This is a genomic window from Prevotella sp. P5-50, assembly GCF_002251295.1.
GTDB lineage: Bacteria > Bacteroidota > Bacteroidia > Bacteroidales > Bacteroidaceae > Prevotella.
In genome coordinates, this window is sequence record NZ_NPJA01000036.1 from 1 (window position 1) to 17,993 (window position 17,993).

The 17,993-nt window shown below is 47.4% G+C and carries 11 protein-coding genes, 1 tRNA gene and 1 pseudogene; 7 read left to right on the plus strand and 6 right to left on the minus strand.

Going from position 1 to position 17,993, the window contains the following annotated elements:
• Positions 1–235: 235 nt before the first annotated feature.
• From CIK88_RS08765 to CIK88_RS08785, 5 genes are all read right to left on the minus strand, one after another.
• Positions 236–310: transfer RNA gene (locus CIK88_RS08765), tRNA-Val, on the minus strand.
• 154 nt (positions 311–464) lie between these two features.
• On the minus strand, positions 465–890 hold the full coding sequence (locus tag CIK88_RS08770) for an amino acid-binding protein (RefSeq protein ID WP_094391412.1): 426 nt from the start codon (positions 888–890) through the stop codon (positions 465–467).
• Positions 891–975: 85 nt separating this feature from the next.
• The gene (locus tag CIK88_RS08775; protein ID WP_094391411.1) at positions 976–2,274 is read right to left on the minus strand and encodes a phenylacetate--CoA ligase family protein; all 1,299 of its coding nucleotides are present in this window, start codon (positions 2,272–2,274) and stop codon (positions 976–978) included.
• Between the two features lie 166 nt (positions 2,275–2,440).
• Positions 2,441–3,109: an FKBP-type peptidyl-prolyl cis-trans isomerase gene (locus CIK88_RS08780; RefSeq protein ID WP_094435931.1), complete on the minus strand. Its 669-nt coding sequence runs from the start codon at positions 3,107–3,109 to the stop codon at positions 2,441–2,443.
• Between the two features lie 19 nt (positions 3,110–3,128).
• The gene (locus CIK88_RS08785) at positions 3,129–4,670 is read right to left on the minus strand and encodes a glycine--tRNA ligase (RefSeq protein ID WP_094391408.1); all 1,542 of its coding nucleotides are present in this window, start codon (positions 4,668–4,670) and stop codon (positions 3,129–3,131) included.
• 477 nt (positions 4,671–5,147) lie between these two features.
• On the opposite strand from CIK88_RS08785, the gene CIK88_RS08790 reads away from it, so the two are divergent.
• The 4 genes from CIK88_RS08790 to CIK88_RS08805 all read left to right on the plus strand — a co-directional run bounded on the left by CIK88_RS08790 (position 5,148) and on the right by CIK88_RS08805 (position 12,035).
• Positions 5,148–7,289, plus strand: a complete 2,142-nt coding sequence (locus tag CIK88_RS08790) for a glycoside hydrolase family 3 C-terminal domain-containing protein (protein ID WP_254046880.1) — start codon at positions 5,148–5,150, stop codon at positions 7,287–7,289.
• Positions 7,290–7,389: 100 nt separating this feature from the next.
• A complete protein-coding gene (locus CIK88_RS08795) occupies positions 7,390–10,095 on the plus strand; it encodes a DNA gyrase/topoisomerase IV subunit A (protein ID WP_094435935.1) in 2,706 nt (901 codons plus the stop codon).
• A complete protein-coding gene (locus CIK88_RS08800; protein ID WP_094435937.1) occupies positions 10,079–10,897 on the plus strand; it encodes a DUF3316 domain-containing protein in 819 nt (272 codons plus the stop codon). The genes CIK88_RS08795 and CIK88_RS08800 overlap by 17 nt, the downstream gene beginning before the upstream one ends.
• A gap of 103 nt (positions 10,898–11,000) precedes the next feature.
• Complete coding sequence (locus CIK88_RS08805) at positions 11,001–12,035, plus strand: S41 family peptidase (RefSeq protein WP_094435939.1); 1,035 nt, start codon at positions 11,001–11,003, stop codon at positions 12,033–12,035.
• 2 nt (positions 12,036–12,037) lie between these two features.
• Here the strand turns inward: CIK88_RS08805 and rmuC are convergent, their stop codons facing one another.
• The gene (gene rmuC, locus CIK88_RS08810) at positions 12,038–13,666 is read right to left on the minus strand and encodes a DNA recombination protein RmuC (RefSeq protein ID WP_094435945.1); all 1,629 of its coding nucleotides are present in this window, start codon (positions 13,664–13,666) and stop codon (positions 12,038–12,040) included.
• A 1,169-nt stretch (positions 13,667–14,835) separates the two neighbouring features.
• Here rmuC and CIK88_RS08820 point away from each other — a divergent pair.
• The 3 genes and pseudogenes from CIK88_RS08820 to CIK88_RS08830 form a co-directional block, all read left to right on the plus strand.
• Positions 14,836–17,040 carry a sodium-translocating pyrophosphatase gene (locus tag CIK88_RS08820; protein ID WP_094435943.1) on the plus strand — a complete coding sequence of 735 codons (2,205 nt, stop codon included), beginning with the start codon at positions 14,836–14,838 and terminating at the stop codon, positions 17,038–17,040.
• Between the two features lie 17 nt (positions 17,041–17,057).
• Entirely contained in the window at positions 17,058–17,477 is a 420-nt protein-coding gene (locus CIK88_RS08825; RefSeq protein WP_371591543.1) for a family 20 glycosylhydrolase, read from the plus strand.
• A gap of 212 nt (positions 17,478–17,689) precedes the next feature.
• A pseudogene (locus tag CIK88_RS08830) lies at positions 17,690–17,993 on the plus strand (IS1380 family transposase); the annotation flags it as partial.

The window sequence follows — 17,993 nt, forward strand, 5'->3', positions numbered from 1 at the left end:
GTGGTCAAGCACTTCCTTGGGCAGCACCATACGTGCCAACATTAGCAAACCTTTGTCTTCCATGATGCAAAGGTAAGCATTTCATATGAATCATACTCATTTACCCCTATGAAAAATCTATTGAGCCATGAAAAATCTATTGAGCCGTGAGCCAGGCTTTGCTGTATTGTAGTAGAGTAGGCTTAGATGGATATATAAACAAAAAAAAAGAGTTCCAATATTTTGGAACTCTTTGTGGGCGCTGAGGGATTCGAACCCCCGACCCTCTGCTTGTAAGGCAGATGCTCTAAACCAGCTGAGCTAAGCGCCCTTATTTCTTTGTTTGATTGCTTATTTCTTTTAAGCGATTGCAAAGGTACGGAGTTTTTGTGAATCCACCAAATATTTTGGGAACTTTTTTCGTGTTTTTTCGAAAAAAGTTCCCAAAACGCGTTTTTTATGCCTAAAATGCGTGATTTTCGGCATTATAGACGGTATAAATCGCTTGCAGCAAGTAGATCTACTTTCTTTTCTGCGAGTATTCTTTCGCAGCCCTCAAGGTCTGTTGGACGTATGACTACGTGCGCCACATCGCCGTTGGAGAATGAGTACATATATTCGATGAATACTCCGTTTTCCGACAAGTGTTTCAGTACTTTTGCCAGTGAACCGCTGGTATTGGGACATACAAAGCCGATGACATCGGTCATTTTTACGGCGAAGTGTGATGCTTTGAGCACTTGGTAGGCTTTGTCGGGGTCGCTTACTATGCAGCGCAGGATGCCGAAGTCGCTGTTGTCAGCAATACTCATGGCTGAGAGGTTGACGCCTGCATTGCCCAGCACGTCTGTAACTTCTGTCAGGCGGCCTGACTTGTTTTCGAGGAAAACGGATAGTTGTTTAGCTAACATATTCTTATTGTTTTATTGTTTGTTGTTTCTGTTGTCTGTATGTCGCATGATTGAAATGCGGTTGTGTGTCGTTTGGTCACGGCGTTTATAGCTTGCGTTTATCGATGACGCGTTTAGCTTTACCGGTAGAGCGCTCGATGGCACGTGGTTCTACGAGGCGCACTTTGAAGCCGAGTCCGATGACGCTACGCAGTTCTGCTTCGAGTTTCTTCTGCAGTCCAACCATGGTTGACATCTCGTCGGTGTAGTATTCCTCTTTGACCTCTACCTGCAGTTCGCTTGTGTCGGTATTGTCTTTACGATCGACGGTCAGCAGGAAGTGCGGTTCGTATTCAGGCAACGAGAGGATGACTGATTCGATTTGTGATGGGAATACGTTGACGCCACGTATGATGAGCATGTCGTCGCAGCGTCCCAGTATGCGGTCCATGCGCACTAATGTGCGTCCGCATGCACATTTCTCATAGTGTAGTGCGGTGAGGTCGTGTGTGCGGTAGCGCAGCAATGGCATTCCCTCTTTGGTAAGGTGTGTGAAGGTAAGTTCTCCCAATTGTCCTTCAGGCATGGGTTCTCCTGTTTCAGGATTGAGTATTTCGGGGTAGAAATAGTCTTCGTTGAGGTGTGTACCGTTCTGACATTCACATTCGTATCCCACTCCTGGTCCTGCTATTTCGCTCAGTCCGTAGATGTCGTATGCTTTGATGCCCAATGATGTTTCGAGTTTATGGCGCATCTCTTCAGTCCATGGTTCGGCTCCGAATGCACCAATTCTGAGTTTGAATTCGTCTCGTGGCCATTCGCAGTCTTTTAGTGTTTCTGCTAAGAACATGGCGTATGATGGTGTGCAACAGAGTACCGATGTGCCGAAGTCGTGCATCAGCGTGATTTGTTTCTGTGTGTTTCCACTTGACATAGGAATCACGCTGGCTCCGATATTGGTAGCTCCATCGTGAGCGCCGAGTCCTCCGGTGAAGAGTCCGTAGCCATAGCTCACTTGGAAGATATCGTTTTTTGTAGCGCCGTATGCAGTGAATGCGCGTGAGATAGCTTCGGTCCACATGGCAAGGTCTTTGCGGGTGTATAGTACTACTACCGGTTTGCCTGTAGTTCCTGAAGAGGCGTGGATACGCACAATTTGACTCATGGGCACGGCAGTCAGTCCGAAGGGATAGTTGTCGCGCAGGTCGAGCTTGTTGGTAAATGGTAGTTTCACGATGTCGTCTATATCTCGGATATCACCAGGTTCGAGTCCCATTTCTTGAAATTTCTTCCGATAGAATGGTGTGTTGTGATAGACGTAGTCTGCCATTTTTCGCAGACGTTGGCTTTGTAGGTCGCGAAGCTGTTCGCGACTCATACATTCAATAGTTTCATTCCAGATCATTTTCTGTCTTGTTTTCAGTTGTGTATATCCTTGACAAAGGTACGAATAAGCGAGCAGAATTCAAAAGAAAAGCGTGTTTTTCTTTTCATTCTCGAGCGAAAGTACCTAAGAGGCATGGTGTCAAAGGTAGGAATTAGCGTGGCGTAGATATAAAAAAGGTGACCGCTTAATTGCGATCACCTTTAGTCTTTGTCCAGAAATCTGTGAGCCAAATGTCGAACACCAGCGTGCTGTATGCTGGTATTACTCCGCTGGCGGTTTCTCCGTATGCCAGTTGATATGGTATGGTCACTCGCCAATGGTCGCCTTTATGCATGTTCATTAATGCTGTGCTGAATCCATCGACGAAATCGGAAGCAACGGGCAGTCGGTATCCTGATACAGAACCGTATGAGTTGTACTGTGCTATCTTGTAGGGAGCGGTAACGGCAGGGTCGTATGTTCCCTCAAAACTTTGGTCGAACACATATCCGTCTTTGTACGACTTTGATGGCAGGAGGCGTCCGCGATACTGCATACATAGTGAGTCGTTGTAGTATGGTGATGTAGTGCCTTCTCCGCGCTCTATTACATCCACGAGGATGCAGTCGGTCTGTGGGATGTTGATGGAGTCGGAAACCGACCATTTGCGTACAACGAACGATGAGGCTGTGGCAGAGGCATGTAGTTTGTATTGTGTTTCAAAATACTGTTCATTGGTATTTTTCCAATCAACAAATTCCTCTTCTGTGCCATCGTCTTCGCTGCATGATGCCGCAAAGAAGGGCATCAAGGCAAACAGGCAACCTGCGAGGATTGTCTGTTTGCTGCGTATCATCATGTTGTAGATGCTCATTATTATATAATAAGTGTATTTACTGAATCTTCTTGAGCAGGCTGACGATGCTCACCTTGTCTTCGATGATGCTTGCCAAGTCGCTGATATTGACGCGCTCCTGTTCCATGGTGTCGCGGAAGCGGAGTGTCACCTTGCCATCGTTGAGTGAGTCGTGGTCAACGGTAACGCAGTAAGGAGTACCGATGGCATCCTGACGACGGTAGCGCTTTCCGATAGAGTCTTTCTCGTCGTATTGGCAGTTGAAGTGGAACTTCAGGTTGTTGATGATTTCGCGTGCCTTTTCGGGCAGTCCGTCTTTCTTGACGAGTGGCATGACTGCCAGTTTTACAGGAGCCAGGGCGGCGGGCAGTTTGAGTACTACGCGTGTTTCACCGTTTTCGAGTTTCTCTTCGCAGTATGAGTGACACATGACTGAGAGGAACATACGATCTACGCCGATCGAGGTCTCGATGACATACGGAGTGTAGCTCTCGTTGGTCTGTGGATCGAAGTATTTGATGCTCTTTCCTGAGAATTTCTCATGCTGTGAGAGGTCGAAGTTGGTACGTGAGTGAATACCTTCCACTTCTTTGAAGCCGAATGGCATCTTGAATTCGATGTCGGTAGCTGCGTTGGCATAGTGTGCAAGTTTATCGTGGTCGTGGAAGCGATAGTTTTCTGCACCGAAACCAAGAGCTTGGTGCCAAGCCATACGAGTTTGTTTCCATTTGGGGAACCATTCGAGTTCAGTACCTGGAGTTACGAAGAACTGCATTTCCATCTGTTCAAATTCGCGCATGCGGAAGATGAACTGGCGTGCTACAATCTCGTTGCGGAATGCTTTACCAATCTGAGCGATACCGAATGGAATCTTCATGCGACCGGTCTTCTGCACGTTGAGGTAGTTGACAAAGATACCCTGTGCGGTTTCTGGGCGGAGATATACTTTCATAGAACCTTCAGCGCTGGCTCCCATTTCGGTAGAGAACATCAGGTTGAACTGGCGTACGTCCGTCCAGTTGCGTGTGCCGCTGATGGGGCAAACGATTTCTTCGTCAAGGATGATCTGCTTCAGTTCTGCGAGGTCTGGTCCTTGCATGGCTTTAGCGTAGCGCTCATGTAGTGCGTCGCGCTTGGCAATATGCTCTTTTACTCGTTCGTTGGTTTCGAGGAATTTGGCTTCGTCAAATGCTTCTCCGAAGCGTTTGCGTGCTTTTGCCACTTCCTTCTGCACCTTCTCATCGTATTTTGCAATCTGGTCTTCAATCAGCACATCGGCACGATAGCGCTTTTTTGAGTCGCGGTTGTCGATGAGGGGGTCGTTGAATGCGTCAACGTGTCCAGAGGCTTTCCAAATTGTGGGGTGCATGAAGATGGCAGAATCGATACCGACAATGTTTTCGTGGAGCAGTACCATTGATTTCCACCAGTATTCTTTGATATTGTTTTTCAACTCTACACCGTTCTGTCCGTAGTCGTAAACGGCTCCCAATCCATCGTAAATATCGCTGCTTGGAAATACGAAACCATATTCTTTACAGTGGCTTACGATTTTCTTAAATACATCTTCTTGTGCCATAATGCTTTTACTTCTTTTCAAAAATTATGCGTGCAAAGGTAGTGCAAATCAAGCGAAATACAAAAGAAAAACGATTTTTTCTTTTTATTTCCGAGATGCAGCCTACCTAAGTACAGGGTTACAAAGGTAGTGCAAATCGAGCGAAATACAAAATAAAACGTGTTATATTTTGTTTATTCGAACGTGATGGGGCTTACATTGTGCGTAAGTTTATGGGAGTTAGTTGGGAGTTGCTTGGGAGTTGCTTGGGATTTACAGACCTTGCGGAAAAGCGCAAGAAACAGGGATGGCTGCATCCCGAATGCATCCCGAATACATCCCGAATACATTCCGAATACATCCCGAATGTTTTTTTTGCTTTGCAAATAATCTTTTTTGGGGGTAATGTTAGAACATTCTCGCAAAAAAATCGTATTTTTGCAATCTAAAACCTAAAAATATTAAAGTATGAAGAAGCTGCTTTCGATACTGATGTTTATGGCACAACTCTCGGTAGTTGCACAGCCATTCGATTTTCAGAACACTCGATTGAAGGATGACCAGCGTATCAATCTCTTTATCGGCCAGTTGACACTCGACGAGAAGATTTCTCTTCTCTCCACACAGATGGGGGTACCACGTTTGGGCATTCCGTCTATCAGTTGCTATGAAGGACTTCATGGGGTGGCTTTGGGTGGACCTGCAAACAATAACGGAATGATTGAGGTGAATGGTGAAAAGCGCCCCAATCCACTACCGACTTCCATCTTTCCACAGGCATATGGATTAGGAGAAACGTGGGATCGTGAGGCTGTGCGCATGGTAGGTGAGCAGATGGCTGCCGAGGCCCGCTATTATATCCATCAGCCCAATGCCCGCCGCAAGGGACTTGTCATCTATGCACCCAATGCCGATTTGGCACGCGATCCCCGTTGGGGACGTACCGAAGAGAGTTATGGTGAAGATCCGTACCTAACCGGACAGCTCACCGTGGCTATGGTGCGCGGACTGCAAGGCAATCATCCTCGCTATTGGAAAGCAGCCGCGCTGATGAAACATTTCCTTGCCAATAGTAATGAATATGGTCGCGATTCTACCTCCAGCAATTTCGACGACAGATTGTTTCGCGAGTATTATTCCTATCCTTTCTATAAAGGAATCACGCAGGGAGGGTCACGTGCCATGATGGCAGCCTATAATTCTTGGAATGGAACACCTATGGCCATACACCCCTGTCTGCAAAGTATCGTTCGCAAAGAGTGGGGGAATGATGGCATTATCTGTACCGATGGTGGTGCGATGGGTATGCTATCGACCGCCCATAAGGCATTTGCTACTAAGACAGAAGCCGCAGCTGCCGTGGTGAAAAACCAGTTGGGACAGATACTCGACCGCTATCAGGATGAAATCCGCGAGGCGCTTGCCAAGGGAATGGTTACTGAACAAGATATCGAAGTGGCTATTCGGGGTAATGTGCGCGTGATGCTCCGCCTTGGACTGCTCGACGGAAAGAATTCTCCCAACCCGTATGCAACCATGGGAACAGATACAACCGCCACACCGCCCTTTATGACCGAAGAGGCACGGAATGCTGTGCGAGAGGTGACCAACAAGTCGGTAGTACTCCTGAAAAACAACGGACTCCTGCCGCTCGATAGTAAGAAAGTGAAAAAGGCGGCTGTTGTCGGACCTTATGCCGACGAGATTATCTACGACTGGTATAGTGGCACACCTCCCTATGAAGTAACTGTCTTGAAAGCACTTCGCGAACTGGGAGCACAACAGGGATTTGAAGTGAGCTACGTGAAAGACAACCGTATGGGTGAGGCAGAACGTCTGGCACGTGAAGCCGACGCTGTGGTAATATGTACAGGCAATCATCCTTATGGTACCAAGGCTGATTGGTTCTTCTGTCCAGTACCCAGCGACGGTCGCGAAGCCGTTGACCGCCTATCGTTGCAATTGCCCGATGAAGATCTCGTTCGTCAGCTCTATCGTGCCAACCAGAACACAGTACTTGTGCTTGTCAGCAGTTTCCCATATACCATCAATTGGAGTAATGACCATCTGCCTGCCATCCTCCACATCACCCATTGCAGTCAGGAGCAAGGCCATGCCGTAGCCGATGCACTCTTCGGACGCATCAATCCTGCCGGTCGCACCACTCAAACATGGGTGAAGGATATTCTCGATTTGCCCGCCATGATGGACTATAATATCCGTAATGGCCGTACCTATATGTATCAGCAAGGCGATGTGCTCTATCCTTTCGGCTACGGATTGAGTTACACGACGTTCCGATATGGTGAGCCAAAGGTTAATCTGAAAGACAAGCATACCGTGACCGTTACGCTCCCTGTTACCAATACTGGCGGTCGTGATGGCGATGAGGTTGTCCAATGTTATGTGAACTATCCTGATTCTAAAGTTGAACATCCACAGAAACAGCTCAAAGCCTTTGAACGAGTGGCTGTCAAAGCTGGAGAAACACGCGAGGTCAAACTCACCATCGACCGTGCCGACCTTACCCATTGGGATGAGGCTACCCATCGTTTTGAGGCAGAAAAGGGTCGCATCCAACTCATGATAGGTGCGTCATCAGCCGACATACGGACGGAAATATCGTTTGAAGTGAAGTAAAACCGAGCATCCAACTTGCAAAATTCGAATATTTTTCGTAATTTTGCAAGAATTAAAGGCGTTGGCAGACAATGCCTATAACTTAAAAGGATAAACATCAATGGACGACGAAATCAAGGACGACGAAATACTGAACGAAGAGCAAGACATCACCGAAGAGGTTGAAGCCGAGGCACACTCAGGCTATAAACCCGTGGATAGGTTTGATGCGGCAGCCGTACACCATCTTAGCGGAATGTATCAAAACTGGTTTCTGGACTATGCTTCGTACGTAATCCTGGAACGTGCCGTACCACATATTGAAGATGGACTAAAGCCTGTGCAGCGCCGCATCCTTCACTCGATGAAGCGAATGGACGACGGTCGCTACAACAAGGTGGCAAATATCGTAGGACACACCATGCAGTTTCACCCACATGGCGATGCTTCTATTGGCGATGCGCTGGTACAGATCGGACAGAAAGAATTGCTGGTGGATACCCAAGGAAACTGGGGAAATATCCTCACCGGCAACCGTGCTGCCGCCCCTCGTTATATTGAGGCACGCCTGTCGAAGTTTGCCCTCGATACGGTTTTCAATCCGAAAACTACCGAATGGCAGATGTCTTACGACGGACGCAACAAGGAGCCCATCACATTGCCCGTAAAGTTTCCGTTGCTTCTGGCACAGGGAGCCGAGGGTATTGCCGTAGGCCTGTCGTCGAAAATCCTGCCCCACAATTTCGTTGAACTGTGTGATGCAGCCATCAGTTATCTGCATGGCGAGGAGTTTCATCTCTATCCCGACTTCCCCACAGGCGGCTCTATTGATGTTTCGAAATACAACGACGGACAGCGAGGCGGTTCGTTGAAAGTACGTGCGAAGATAGAGAAACTCGACCAGAAGACCCTTGTCATTCGAGAGATTCCCTTCTCCAAGACTACCGAAACCATTATTGACTCGATACTCAAAGCCATCGAGAAAGGAAAGATTAAGGCACGTCACGTGGAAGACCTCACCGCAGCCAAGGTGGAAATACAAATACAGTTGGCACCCGGTGTCTCGTCCGACAAGACACTCGATGCGCTCTATGCTTTCTCCGATTGCGAAATCAATATTTCGCCCAACTGCTGTGTCATCGAAGACAATAAGCCGAAATTCCTCACCATATCCGATGTGTTGCGCCATTCAGCCGACCGCACTAAGGATCTTATCCGGCAGGAACTCGAAATCCGCAAAAACGAACTTCTTGAGCAGTATCATTTCGCTTCGCTTGAAAAGATATTCATCGAAGAGCGCATCTATAAAGACCGCAAATTCGAACAGGCACCCAATGTCGATGCCGTATGCGAACATATTGACGAACGCCTCACTCCCTACTATCCACAACTGGTTCGTGAGGTAACCAAGGATGATATTCTCAAGTTGCTGGAGATTAAAATGCAGCGAATCCTTAAGTTCAACAAAGATAAAGCCGACGAACTCATGGCACGCATCAAGGAGGAAATCGAACAGATTGACCGCGACCTCAACAACCTTGTAGAGGTCACCGCCAATTGGTTTAAGTTCCTTAAAGAGAAATATGGTAAGGATCATCCGCGACTGACCGAAATCCGCAACTTCGATACCATCGAGGCTACCAAGGTTGTTGAGGCCAATCAGAAACTCTATATCAACCGTGCCGATGGATTTATAGGTACAGGACTGAAGAAAGACGAGTTTGTCTGCAACTGTTCCGATATCGATGATGTCATCATCTTCTACAAAGATGGTAAGTTCAAGGTCATCCGTGTGGCAGATAAGATATTCGTAGGAAAGAATATACTGTGGCTTGGTGTGTTTAAGAAAAACGACCAGCGCACTATTTATAATATGGTGTATCGTGACGGAAAGAAAGGCTTCTATTATATCAAGCGTTTCAACGTGCCGTCGGTTACTCGCGATCGCGAATACGACCTGACCATTGGAACCCCGGGATCGCGTGTCGTTTATTTCACCGCCAATCCCAATGGCGAGGCTGAAGTTATCAAGATAACACTCGACCCTGCACCAAAGCTCAAAAAGATATTCTTCGACAAGGACTTCTCCGAGGTGCTCATCAAGGGACGTGCTGCTAAGGGTAATCTGCTGACCAAGTTCCAAGTGCATCGCATCGGACTAAAGAGTCATGGTCACTCCACATTGGGCGGACGCAAAGTGTGGTACGATCCCGATGTCAACCGCCTGAACTACGACGAGCACGGACGCTTGTTGGGCGAGTTCAACGATGGCGACCAGATACTCGTATTCCTACCCAATGGTGAATACTATCTCACCAATTTCGATGTCAACAACCACTTCGAAGACAATATCGTAAGACTGGAGAAATACGAAGCCGACAAGGTCTGGAGCTGTGTGCTCTACGATGCCGACAATCAAGGATATCCCTATGTCAAGCGCTTCTTGCTGGAAGCATCCAAACGCAAACAATGTTATCTGGGCGAGAATCCCAATTCCAAGGAGATATTGCTCACCGACCAAGTCTATCCGCGCATCCTTGTCACCTATGGTGGAGCCGACGAATTCCGTGGATCAGAGGAGATTGACGTAGAACAGTTTATTGCTGTTAAGGGCTATAAAGCAAAGGGTAAACGTCTCACTACCTACCAGATTGCCAGCATTACCGAACTGGAACCCACTCGTCTGCCTGACCCACCCAAAGAAGATGAGGCCGATGAAACGGAAGAGGAAGAGAATCTGGATCCTGATGCTGGAAAGAGTCAGCAACAGGTGATTGACGAACTGACTGGACAACAAACGCTTTTCTCTGATGAAGACTATCAATAGAACGCTCTTCGTACTGGCACTTATGCTGAGTGCAACGTCGGCAACGTCACAAACCGCTACCGATTCTCTCCGTATCTCTACGGTAAGTCACATGGTGGGAGGTGGCGCATCCCAGGTGCTTGACACCTATCTGTCTGCCGAACATTTTAGCGGACCGGGAGTTACATATCTCTGCACCGTCGAACGACAGCGTCCACAACGAAGATGGGGCACGGTCATGGAACATGAAGTCAACTTCTCGTCGGTTAGCGACCGTACTGATCAGCGCGACGAACTGGAAGGTGCCTACAATTTCTATTGGGGACGTTTGCGCCGGTGGCAACTGCTCGACAATCGCCTGACCCTACAGGCTGGAGGCATGGCTAATGCCTCGTTGGGATTTATCTATAATAGTTCCAATTCTAACAATCCTGCCCAGGCTCGTGCACATCTTAATCTGATGCCTACCGGAGTGGCTTCCTATCGCTTCTCGGTCATGCGCCATCCGGTAGTGGCACGCTACGAACTTGCCTTGCCATTGGCAGGAGTGATGTTCTCGCCCAACTACGGACAGACCTACTATGAGACTTTTGTCAGAGGCGACTATGACGGCAACGTGCGGCTGACCACCTTTGTGTCGGCACCTGAGTTTCGTCAGATGTTGACACTCGAAACGCCATTATCAGCGTCTATCGCCCTTCGCATCGGCTATTTGGGCAACTATCAGCAGTTTCATGTCAATCATCTGAAGCAACATGTCTATACTCATCGTTTCATGGTGGGCATCACCCGTCGGTTCTCAATCATTTCGCGCCGGCTCTGAATACAATTCAGACAGCGTAAAACAATCAATCCTGTAACGAATCATGATGACAGTTCTATCCCATAAATTGAATATCGTCCATCGGCTTTGCCCATTTGGCTTCATGCAGACGCTGAACCGTTTGCATACCGTCGCCCTGATGTTGTGCGCCATATTCATGGTCACGATGTTCACTTCTTGTATCGACGAAGACGAACAACCCAATACGCCAACCGGCAATTTTGAGGCACTTTGGCGTATCATCGATCAGCATTACTGCTTCTTCGACTATAAGCAACAGCAGTATGGACTCGATTGGCAGGAGGTCTATGTCAAATACAAGGAACGCGTCAGCGACCGCATGACCGATCGTCAGCTCTTTGAAGTGATGACCGATATGCTGTCGGAACTGCGCGACGGACACGTCAACCTTGGTGCCAGTTATGATTACGGGCGCTATTGGGCATGGAAGGAAGACTATACCTCAGATTATAGCGATTCGCTCGAACGCATTTATCTCCGTACAGACTATAAAATTGCCAGCGGCATGAAATATCGGGTGCTTGACGACAATATCGGCTATGTGCGCTATGAGTCGTTTGCCGATGCAATAGGAGAGGGCAACCTCGATGAGGTATTGTCTTATTTCCTGCTTTGTCGCGGACTTATTATCGACATCCGTAGCAATGGCGGTGGCGAACTGACCAATGCCGAGCGCTTGGCTTCCCGCTTCGTCGATGAGAAGACGTTGGTGGGATATATGCAACACAAGACAGGTACGGGACATAATGATTTCAGCGAACTCAAAGCTCAGTATCTCGAACCCTCCAGCAGGCTGCGTTGGCGCAAACCGGTATGTGTTCTTGTCAACCGTGGGGTGTTTAGCGCTGCCAACGAGTTTGCATCGATGATGCATGCGCTCCCAAATGTCACTCTGGTAGGTTATCGTACTGGTGGCGGTTCTGGCATGCCGATGAGCAATAGTCTGCCTAATGGATGGATGGTTCGCTATTCAGCCTGCCCCATGTACGACAGTCAGAAGCGTCAGACAGAGTTTGGCATCGAGCCCGACATCTCCCTCCATCTCGATGATGCAGATACGCGTCGTGGTGTCGATACCATTATCGAAACCGCACGAAATGTGATCAAAGGAAAGTGAAATCAGCTTTCGCTCTCGTCATGGAGCATCGCTGTAGCATCTGTTTCTATAAATAAGGAGTCGTTCATGTCGTTGAGCGACTTCTTCTTTTTATTCTCTTTGGCACCTGCCTTAATCAGGTTTTTGGCAGCTGTGATGATGCTTGGTCCGCTGTCGGCGGTGGTAATTTTCAGCTTGGAAATCTTCTTGATGGTATCGTTCATGCTCGATTCCACCTCCATGAAACGAATGCCAAAGTCCTGCACGCGGTCTATCACGGTATTGGCAGCATTCATCATGTCCTGCTGGTTTTGGAGTTGTCTCACCTGTGTCCACATCATCTCCAATACGCGCAAGTTCATATACATGGTCTGCGGACCGAGTATCAACACCCCTTCATCGTAGGCTTCGCGCCATAGCGAGTTGTCGTTGAGTAGAGCCAGATTGAGTGCCCCTTCTATCGGCACATACATAATGGCGAAATTGAGTCTGTTGTATCCGCTTGGCAGATATTTGGTATATTCCTTTTTTGCAAGTCGCTTCACCTGTGCTCTTACGCTGGCGATGTGTGCTTTAAGATAATCTGACTTCTCGGTTGTGCCGTCTTCTGCATTCATATATCGCTCATAGTCTGTCAGCGACATTTTTGAATCGACCACTACATGGCGGTTGTTGGGGAAATGCAGAATGAAGTCGGGTATCAGTCCCTTTCCGTCTTCGCCTTTAGCCGTTTTTCCTGCTTTGTCGCGTAGTGTTTCCTGCGTGTCAAACTGTTCACCCTCTTTCAGTTCAAGGTCTTCAAGGAGTTGTTTCAGTTTCAATTCGCCGAAGTTGCCCTGCACTTTCACCTCACCGGTAAGAGCTCTGGTCAGTCGGTCGGCAGTTTCTCCCAGTTGTGCACTCTTCTGCATATTGATTTTGATGGTCTCGTCGAGTCGGGTGAGTGCTTCGTTTTGTTGTTCCTTCGATTTATCGAAAGCCTCCTGCATATCCTTCAGGCTCTGTTGCAACGGGTCGATAATCTTCGACACCTGTTCTTTGTTTCTCTCTCCCAACTCTTCCTGTCTGCGCTTGAGCACTTCTTCCGATGTGGTCTGCATCTGCTCTTTGATGAGTTTTATCTGACTGTCAATCTGTTCGCGGTTCATTTGCTTCAGCGCTTCTATTTGTTTTTCGGCACCCTCTTTGGTTTGTTCCAGTTGTTTCTCATGCGAGGTCTTCAGTTCTGCAATCTGTGTTTCGTAAGAAGCCTTGAAGTCGGCGAGTTGTTTCTCAAAAGTTTCTTTCAGTTCGCTTTCCCTTTTGACATTGCGATCCCTTTCGGTATTGATAGTTTGTTGGGTATTTTCCTTTAGGGCGCTCATCTGTTTTTCGAAGTCAGTTTTCTGTAAAGTCAACTGTGCACAGAAATTCTCAGCGTGAGTTTTCTGCACATCGCGCTCCGATGTAAGTGTTATGATTTGATTCTGTTGATTGGCAATGGTGCTTTCCTGTGCTTGTATTTTCCTGGTCAAGTCAGTCAGTTGTGCGTGTAGATTGTCAATCAGTTCGGTATTGTTTTGTCCGTTACCTTTGCTTTTGTTGCCTAATGCGAAGCCTACTGCCACCATGATGACAGCTACCACAGCAATAATGATGAGATATGTTACCATACGTTTTGATGTGTTGGGAATGTTGCGGGTTATATTGCATGCAAATATATAAAAATTAAATGAGAGAGGCGAAGATGTTGACATAAAAATCTTGCTTTATCATTATTTTCTTTGGCTGAATCCTTATTGAAGATAATTCTGTGAAACAGAAAATGCCCAGTTTACTTTTTGAAAACTGTTATATTGTCATCTGTAACGCATAGTTTTAATAGTATCGAATTCGGTACAATTAAGAATCTGATAATAGAACTGCCCCTTTTAAAAAATGTAATTATAGAGACAACTATCGTCTTGAATAGATGATACGGTTTCCGTACTTGGAATTCATTAAATTTTTGTTTTCTAAAAATTTCGACCACACGACCACAGGTATAGTGTAATGTATTGTAAGATAGTGATTTGTTGCTGTGGTCGATTGCTTCGAACCCGTATTTTCGACCACACTTCGAGCACACATAGTTTTCCAGATAATCATTGTGGATATTTACACGAAGTAAATAAAAATTATTATCAGGCATTTTCAAACGGCTGACAAAGTTATTATCCAACGTTAGGTAAAGGTGTTATCCAACGTTTGACAAAGGTGTTATCCAACGTTAGATAAAAGTATTGTCCAACGTTAGATAAAAGTGTTGTCAAACGTTGGATAAGGGTGCTGTCAAACGTTTGATAAGGGCCTTTTCAATGTTGGAAACAAGTTGTTTCAAATATCAGAAAGGAGTAATGTCAAATATTGTGCAATAGTGTTGTCGAATGTATGATAAGGGTATTGTCGAGCATCTGAAAATACCAAGCCTATATTGGACTCTATTGTGGTTTCGCAGCTTTTATGGTTGCAACAGCAGATTGGGCATGGTGTTTGGAGGGTGGTCGAATGGTGGTCGAAAACCATGTTTTTTTGGAATCGACCACCGCTGTAAGTTGTTGAAAAGACGAATGATATGCGGAAATGGTGGTCGGTGGTCGAAAAAGTTGAGACTCGCGTGTGCGTGTGCGCGAGGAAATGTTGATCCAGAATAGAGATGTGTGCGCAATGGAAAATAAATTTGTTTGGTTCGAAAAAAATAATGGATTTTGCTTTTTCGTATCGATATATTTCGTAAATTTGCAGTATCGTTTTCCAAACGATGATTGCCGTATATAATTATTAATCTAAAAACTATATTGTTATGAACAACATTCCATTAGTGTTTTGGCTGATTCCGATTGCCAGTATTGTTGCATTAGGAATGGCATGGTATTTCTTCCGCACCATGATGAAGGAAGATGAAGGTACAGAGCGAATGAAAGAAATTGCAGCACATGTGAGAAAAGGTGCAATGGCTTATCTGAAACAACAGTATAAGGTAGTGACTATCGTCTTTATAGTGCTTGCCTTCGTATTTGCTTTCATGGCGTACGTACTGAAAGTGCAAAATCCATGGGTACCCTTTGCATTTCTCACCGGCGGTCTGTTCTCCGGACTGGCAGGTTTCTTCGGTATGAAAACCGCCACCTATGCATCAGCCCGTACCGCTCACGGAGCGCGCACCGGACTGGACAAAGGATTGCGGATAGCATTCCGCAGTGGTGCGGTGATGGGACTCGTTGTGGTAGGTCTTGGACTGCTCGATATCGCCATTTGGTTTGTTGTACTCAATGCCGTTTATGAAGGCGAAAATACTGCACTCATCACCATCACAACCACCATGTTGACCTTTGGCATGGGCGCTTCCACCCAAGCACTCTTTGCCCGTGTGGGTGGAGGAATATACACCAAGGCTGCCGATGTGGGTGCCGACCTCGTGGGCAAGGTAGAAGCCAATATCCCAGAAGATGACCCACGCAATCCAGCCACCATTGCCGACAATGTGGGCGACAATGTGGGCGATGTTGCCGGAATGGGTGCCGACCTCTACGAGAGCTATTGCGGTTCGATACTGTCAACCGCCGCTTTGGGCGCTACAGCCTTTGCCATGAATGGCGATATGCAGTTGCGCGCAGTCATTGCCCCGATGGTGATAGCCGCCATAGGAATATTCCTGTCGCTTATCGGCATATTCTTGGTGCGCACCAAAGAGGGAGCATCGATGAAAGAACTGCTCCACTCGCTGGGGCTTGGCACCAATGTCAGCGCCGGACTCATTGCCGTAGCCACCTTTGTGATTCTCTATCTGCTGGGTATAGAAAACTGGTTAGGACTCAGTTTCTCCGTTATCAGCGGTCTTGTGGCAGGTGTGGTAATCGGTCAGGCAACGGAATATTACACCTCACAAAGTTATCGACCGACACAAAAGATAGCAGAGGCATCGCAGACAGGACCAGCCACCGTTATTATTAAAGGAATAGGTACGGGAATGATCTCTACGATGATACCCGTAGTCACCATATCGGTGGCTATCATGCTGAGCTATCTCTGTGCCAACGGTTTCGATATGTCGCTCTCGGCAAAGTCTATCAGTATCGGCCTTTACGGTATAGGTATTGCAGCCGTGGGCATGCTGTCAACGCTCGGCATCACCCTTGCCACCGATGCCTATGGACCCATTGCCGACAATGCCGGCGGCAATGCTGAGATGAGCGGACTGGGTGAAGAAGTGCGTGAGCGCACCGATGCCCTTGATGCCCTTGGCAATACTACTGCTGCTACGGGCAAGGGCTTTGCCATCGGATCGGCTGCCCTTACGGCTCTCGCTCTACTTGCTTCCTACATCGAGGAAATCAAGATTGCCATGATACGTGCCGTGGAAAACGGCAAACAGTATTTTGATGCAGCAGGAAATGTGTTCGACCCAACGAATGCAACGACCATAGACTTCATCAATTTCTTCCAAGTGAATCTCATCAATCCGAAGGTCCTGGTAGGTGCTTTCCTCGGAGCAATGGCTGCCTTCCTGTTCTGCGGATTGACCATGGGTGCCGTAGGTCGTGCTGCCGAATCGATGGTGCAGGAGGTGCGCCGGCAATTCCGAGAAATCAAAGGAATACTTGAAGGCAAAGCCACACCCGACTATGGTCGCTGTGTGGAGATAAGCACACGTGGTGCCCAGCGCGAGATGATCATTCCTTCGCTGCTTGCCATCGTTATCCCCATCGTGGTGGGTCTTGTGCTTGGTGTGGCTGGTGTGCTCGGTCTGCTCACTGGCGGACTTGCTGCTGGTTTCACCCTTGCCGTGTTTATGTCTAACTCTGGTGGTGCATGGGATAATGCCAAGAAGATGATAGAAGAGGGCCATTTCGGCGGAAAGGGCAGTGAGAACCACAAGGCCACCATTGTTGGCGATACCGTGGGCGACCCATTCAAGGATACCTCTGGTCCCTCGCTCAATATTCTTATCAAGCTCATGTCGATGGTAAGTATCGTGATGGCAGGACTGACCATCATATTCCTGTAACGGCGTGTTGCCGCATCATGACCTATGGACTGACCGATAAGGCGCTTCAAGCTGCTGTGGAAAACAATGCCCGCATCATGCTATGTCCAGGAGAACATTGCTATTTCGACTATCCAATGGCCAAGGGCGATATGCCCGAAGTCAACTGGGGTATGCCGACGACTACACTCAAGGATACTTATAGCCTTGATCCTGCATGGGGACACGATAAGAAGTTTGAAGAGAACAACTTGTTTGGTGTGGCAGGAACGCTTTGGAGTGAATGTATCACAACACCTGAGCGCATCTATTATCAGGCTTATCCCCGTGCCATAGCATTGGCAGAGGCTGGATGGAGTCAGCAGGAAAACCGCGCATGGGAGTCGTTCCTCCAGCGCATGCGTCCATTGGCTAATGACATGATGCGTCGTGGCATATCGTTCTCGATGGAATATTGACGGTAGAAACCAATGGTAGAGACAGACCGTCTGTATGGCAGCGGCATCCGTCTCTGCCTCTATCCATGATATGAACCTTAATTCCGCAACACTATAATTTAACTTTATTTATAAGTTCCTGAGCAACAAAAAGTTGCCCAGGATTTTGCCATGTCAGAATTTTCACTTATCTTAGTGTTGCAAAAAGAAAACAAGCAAAACTCTAATATGACATGGCAAAAATACAAATTAAATCTGAGAAACTCACACCTTTTGGAGGAATTTTTTCAATCATGGAGAAATTTGACTCCATGCTTTCACCCGTTATCGACTCAACACTGGGTCAGAGATGCAGCAGTATCTTCGGATATCAGTTCAGCGAGATAGTCCGTTCGCTGATGAGCGTTTATTTCTGTGGCGGCTCATGCGTGGAAGATGTAACGTCACAACTGATGCGCCATCTCTCGTATCATCCTACCCTTCGTACATGCAGCTCTGATACCATCCTCAGAGCCATCAAGGAACTGACACAGGAAA

Bases quoted from the DNA above. Each gene is read 5' to 3' on its own strand.
- CIK88_RS08805 (WP_094435939.1), top strand. From the start codon at position 11,001: ATGCAGACGCTGAACCGTTTGCATACCGTCGCCCTGATGTTGTGCGCC.
- CIK88_RS08800 (WP_094435937.1), top strand. From the start codon at position 10,079: ATGAAGACTATCAATAGAACGCTCTTCGTACTGGCACTTATGCTGAGT.
- CIK88_RS08780 (WP_094435931.1), bottom strand. From the start codon at position 3,109: ATGAGCATCTACAACATGATGATACGCAGCAAACAGACAATCCTCGCA.
- CIK88_RS08770 (WP_094391412.1), bottom strand. From the start codon at position 890: ATGTTAGCTAAACAACTATCCGTTTTCCTCGAAAACAAGTCAGGCCGC.
- rmuC (WP_094435945.1), bottom strand. From the start codon at position 13,666: ATGGTAACATATCTCATCATTATTGCTGTGGTAGCTGTCATCATGGTG.
- CIK88_RS08820 (WP_094435943.1), top strand. From the start codon at position 14,836: ATGAACAACATTCCATTAGTGTTTTGGCTGATTCCGATTGCCAGTATT.
- CIK88_RS08795 (WP_094435935.1), top strand. From the start codon at position 7,390: ATGGACGACGAAATCAAGGACGACGAAATACTGAACGAAGAGCAAGAC.
- CIK88_RS08775 (WP_094391411.1), bottom strand. From the start codon at position 2,274: ATGATCTGGAATGAAACTATTGAATGTATGAGTCGCGAACAGCTTCGC.
- CIK88_RS08790 (WP_254046880.1), top strand. From the start codon at position 5,148: ATGGCACAACTCTCGGTAGTTGCACAGCCATTCGATTTTCAGAACACT.
- CIK88_RS08825 (WP_371591543.1), top strand. From the start codon at position 17,058: ATGACCTATGGACTGACCGATAAGGCGCTTCAAGCTGCTGTGGAAAAC.
- CIK88_RS08785 (WP_094391408.1), bottom strand. From the start codon at position 4,670: ATGGCACAAGAAGATGTATTTAAGAAAATCGTAAGCCACTGTAAAGAA.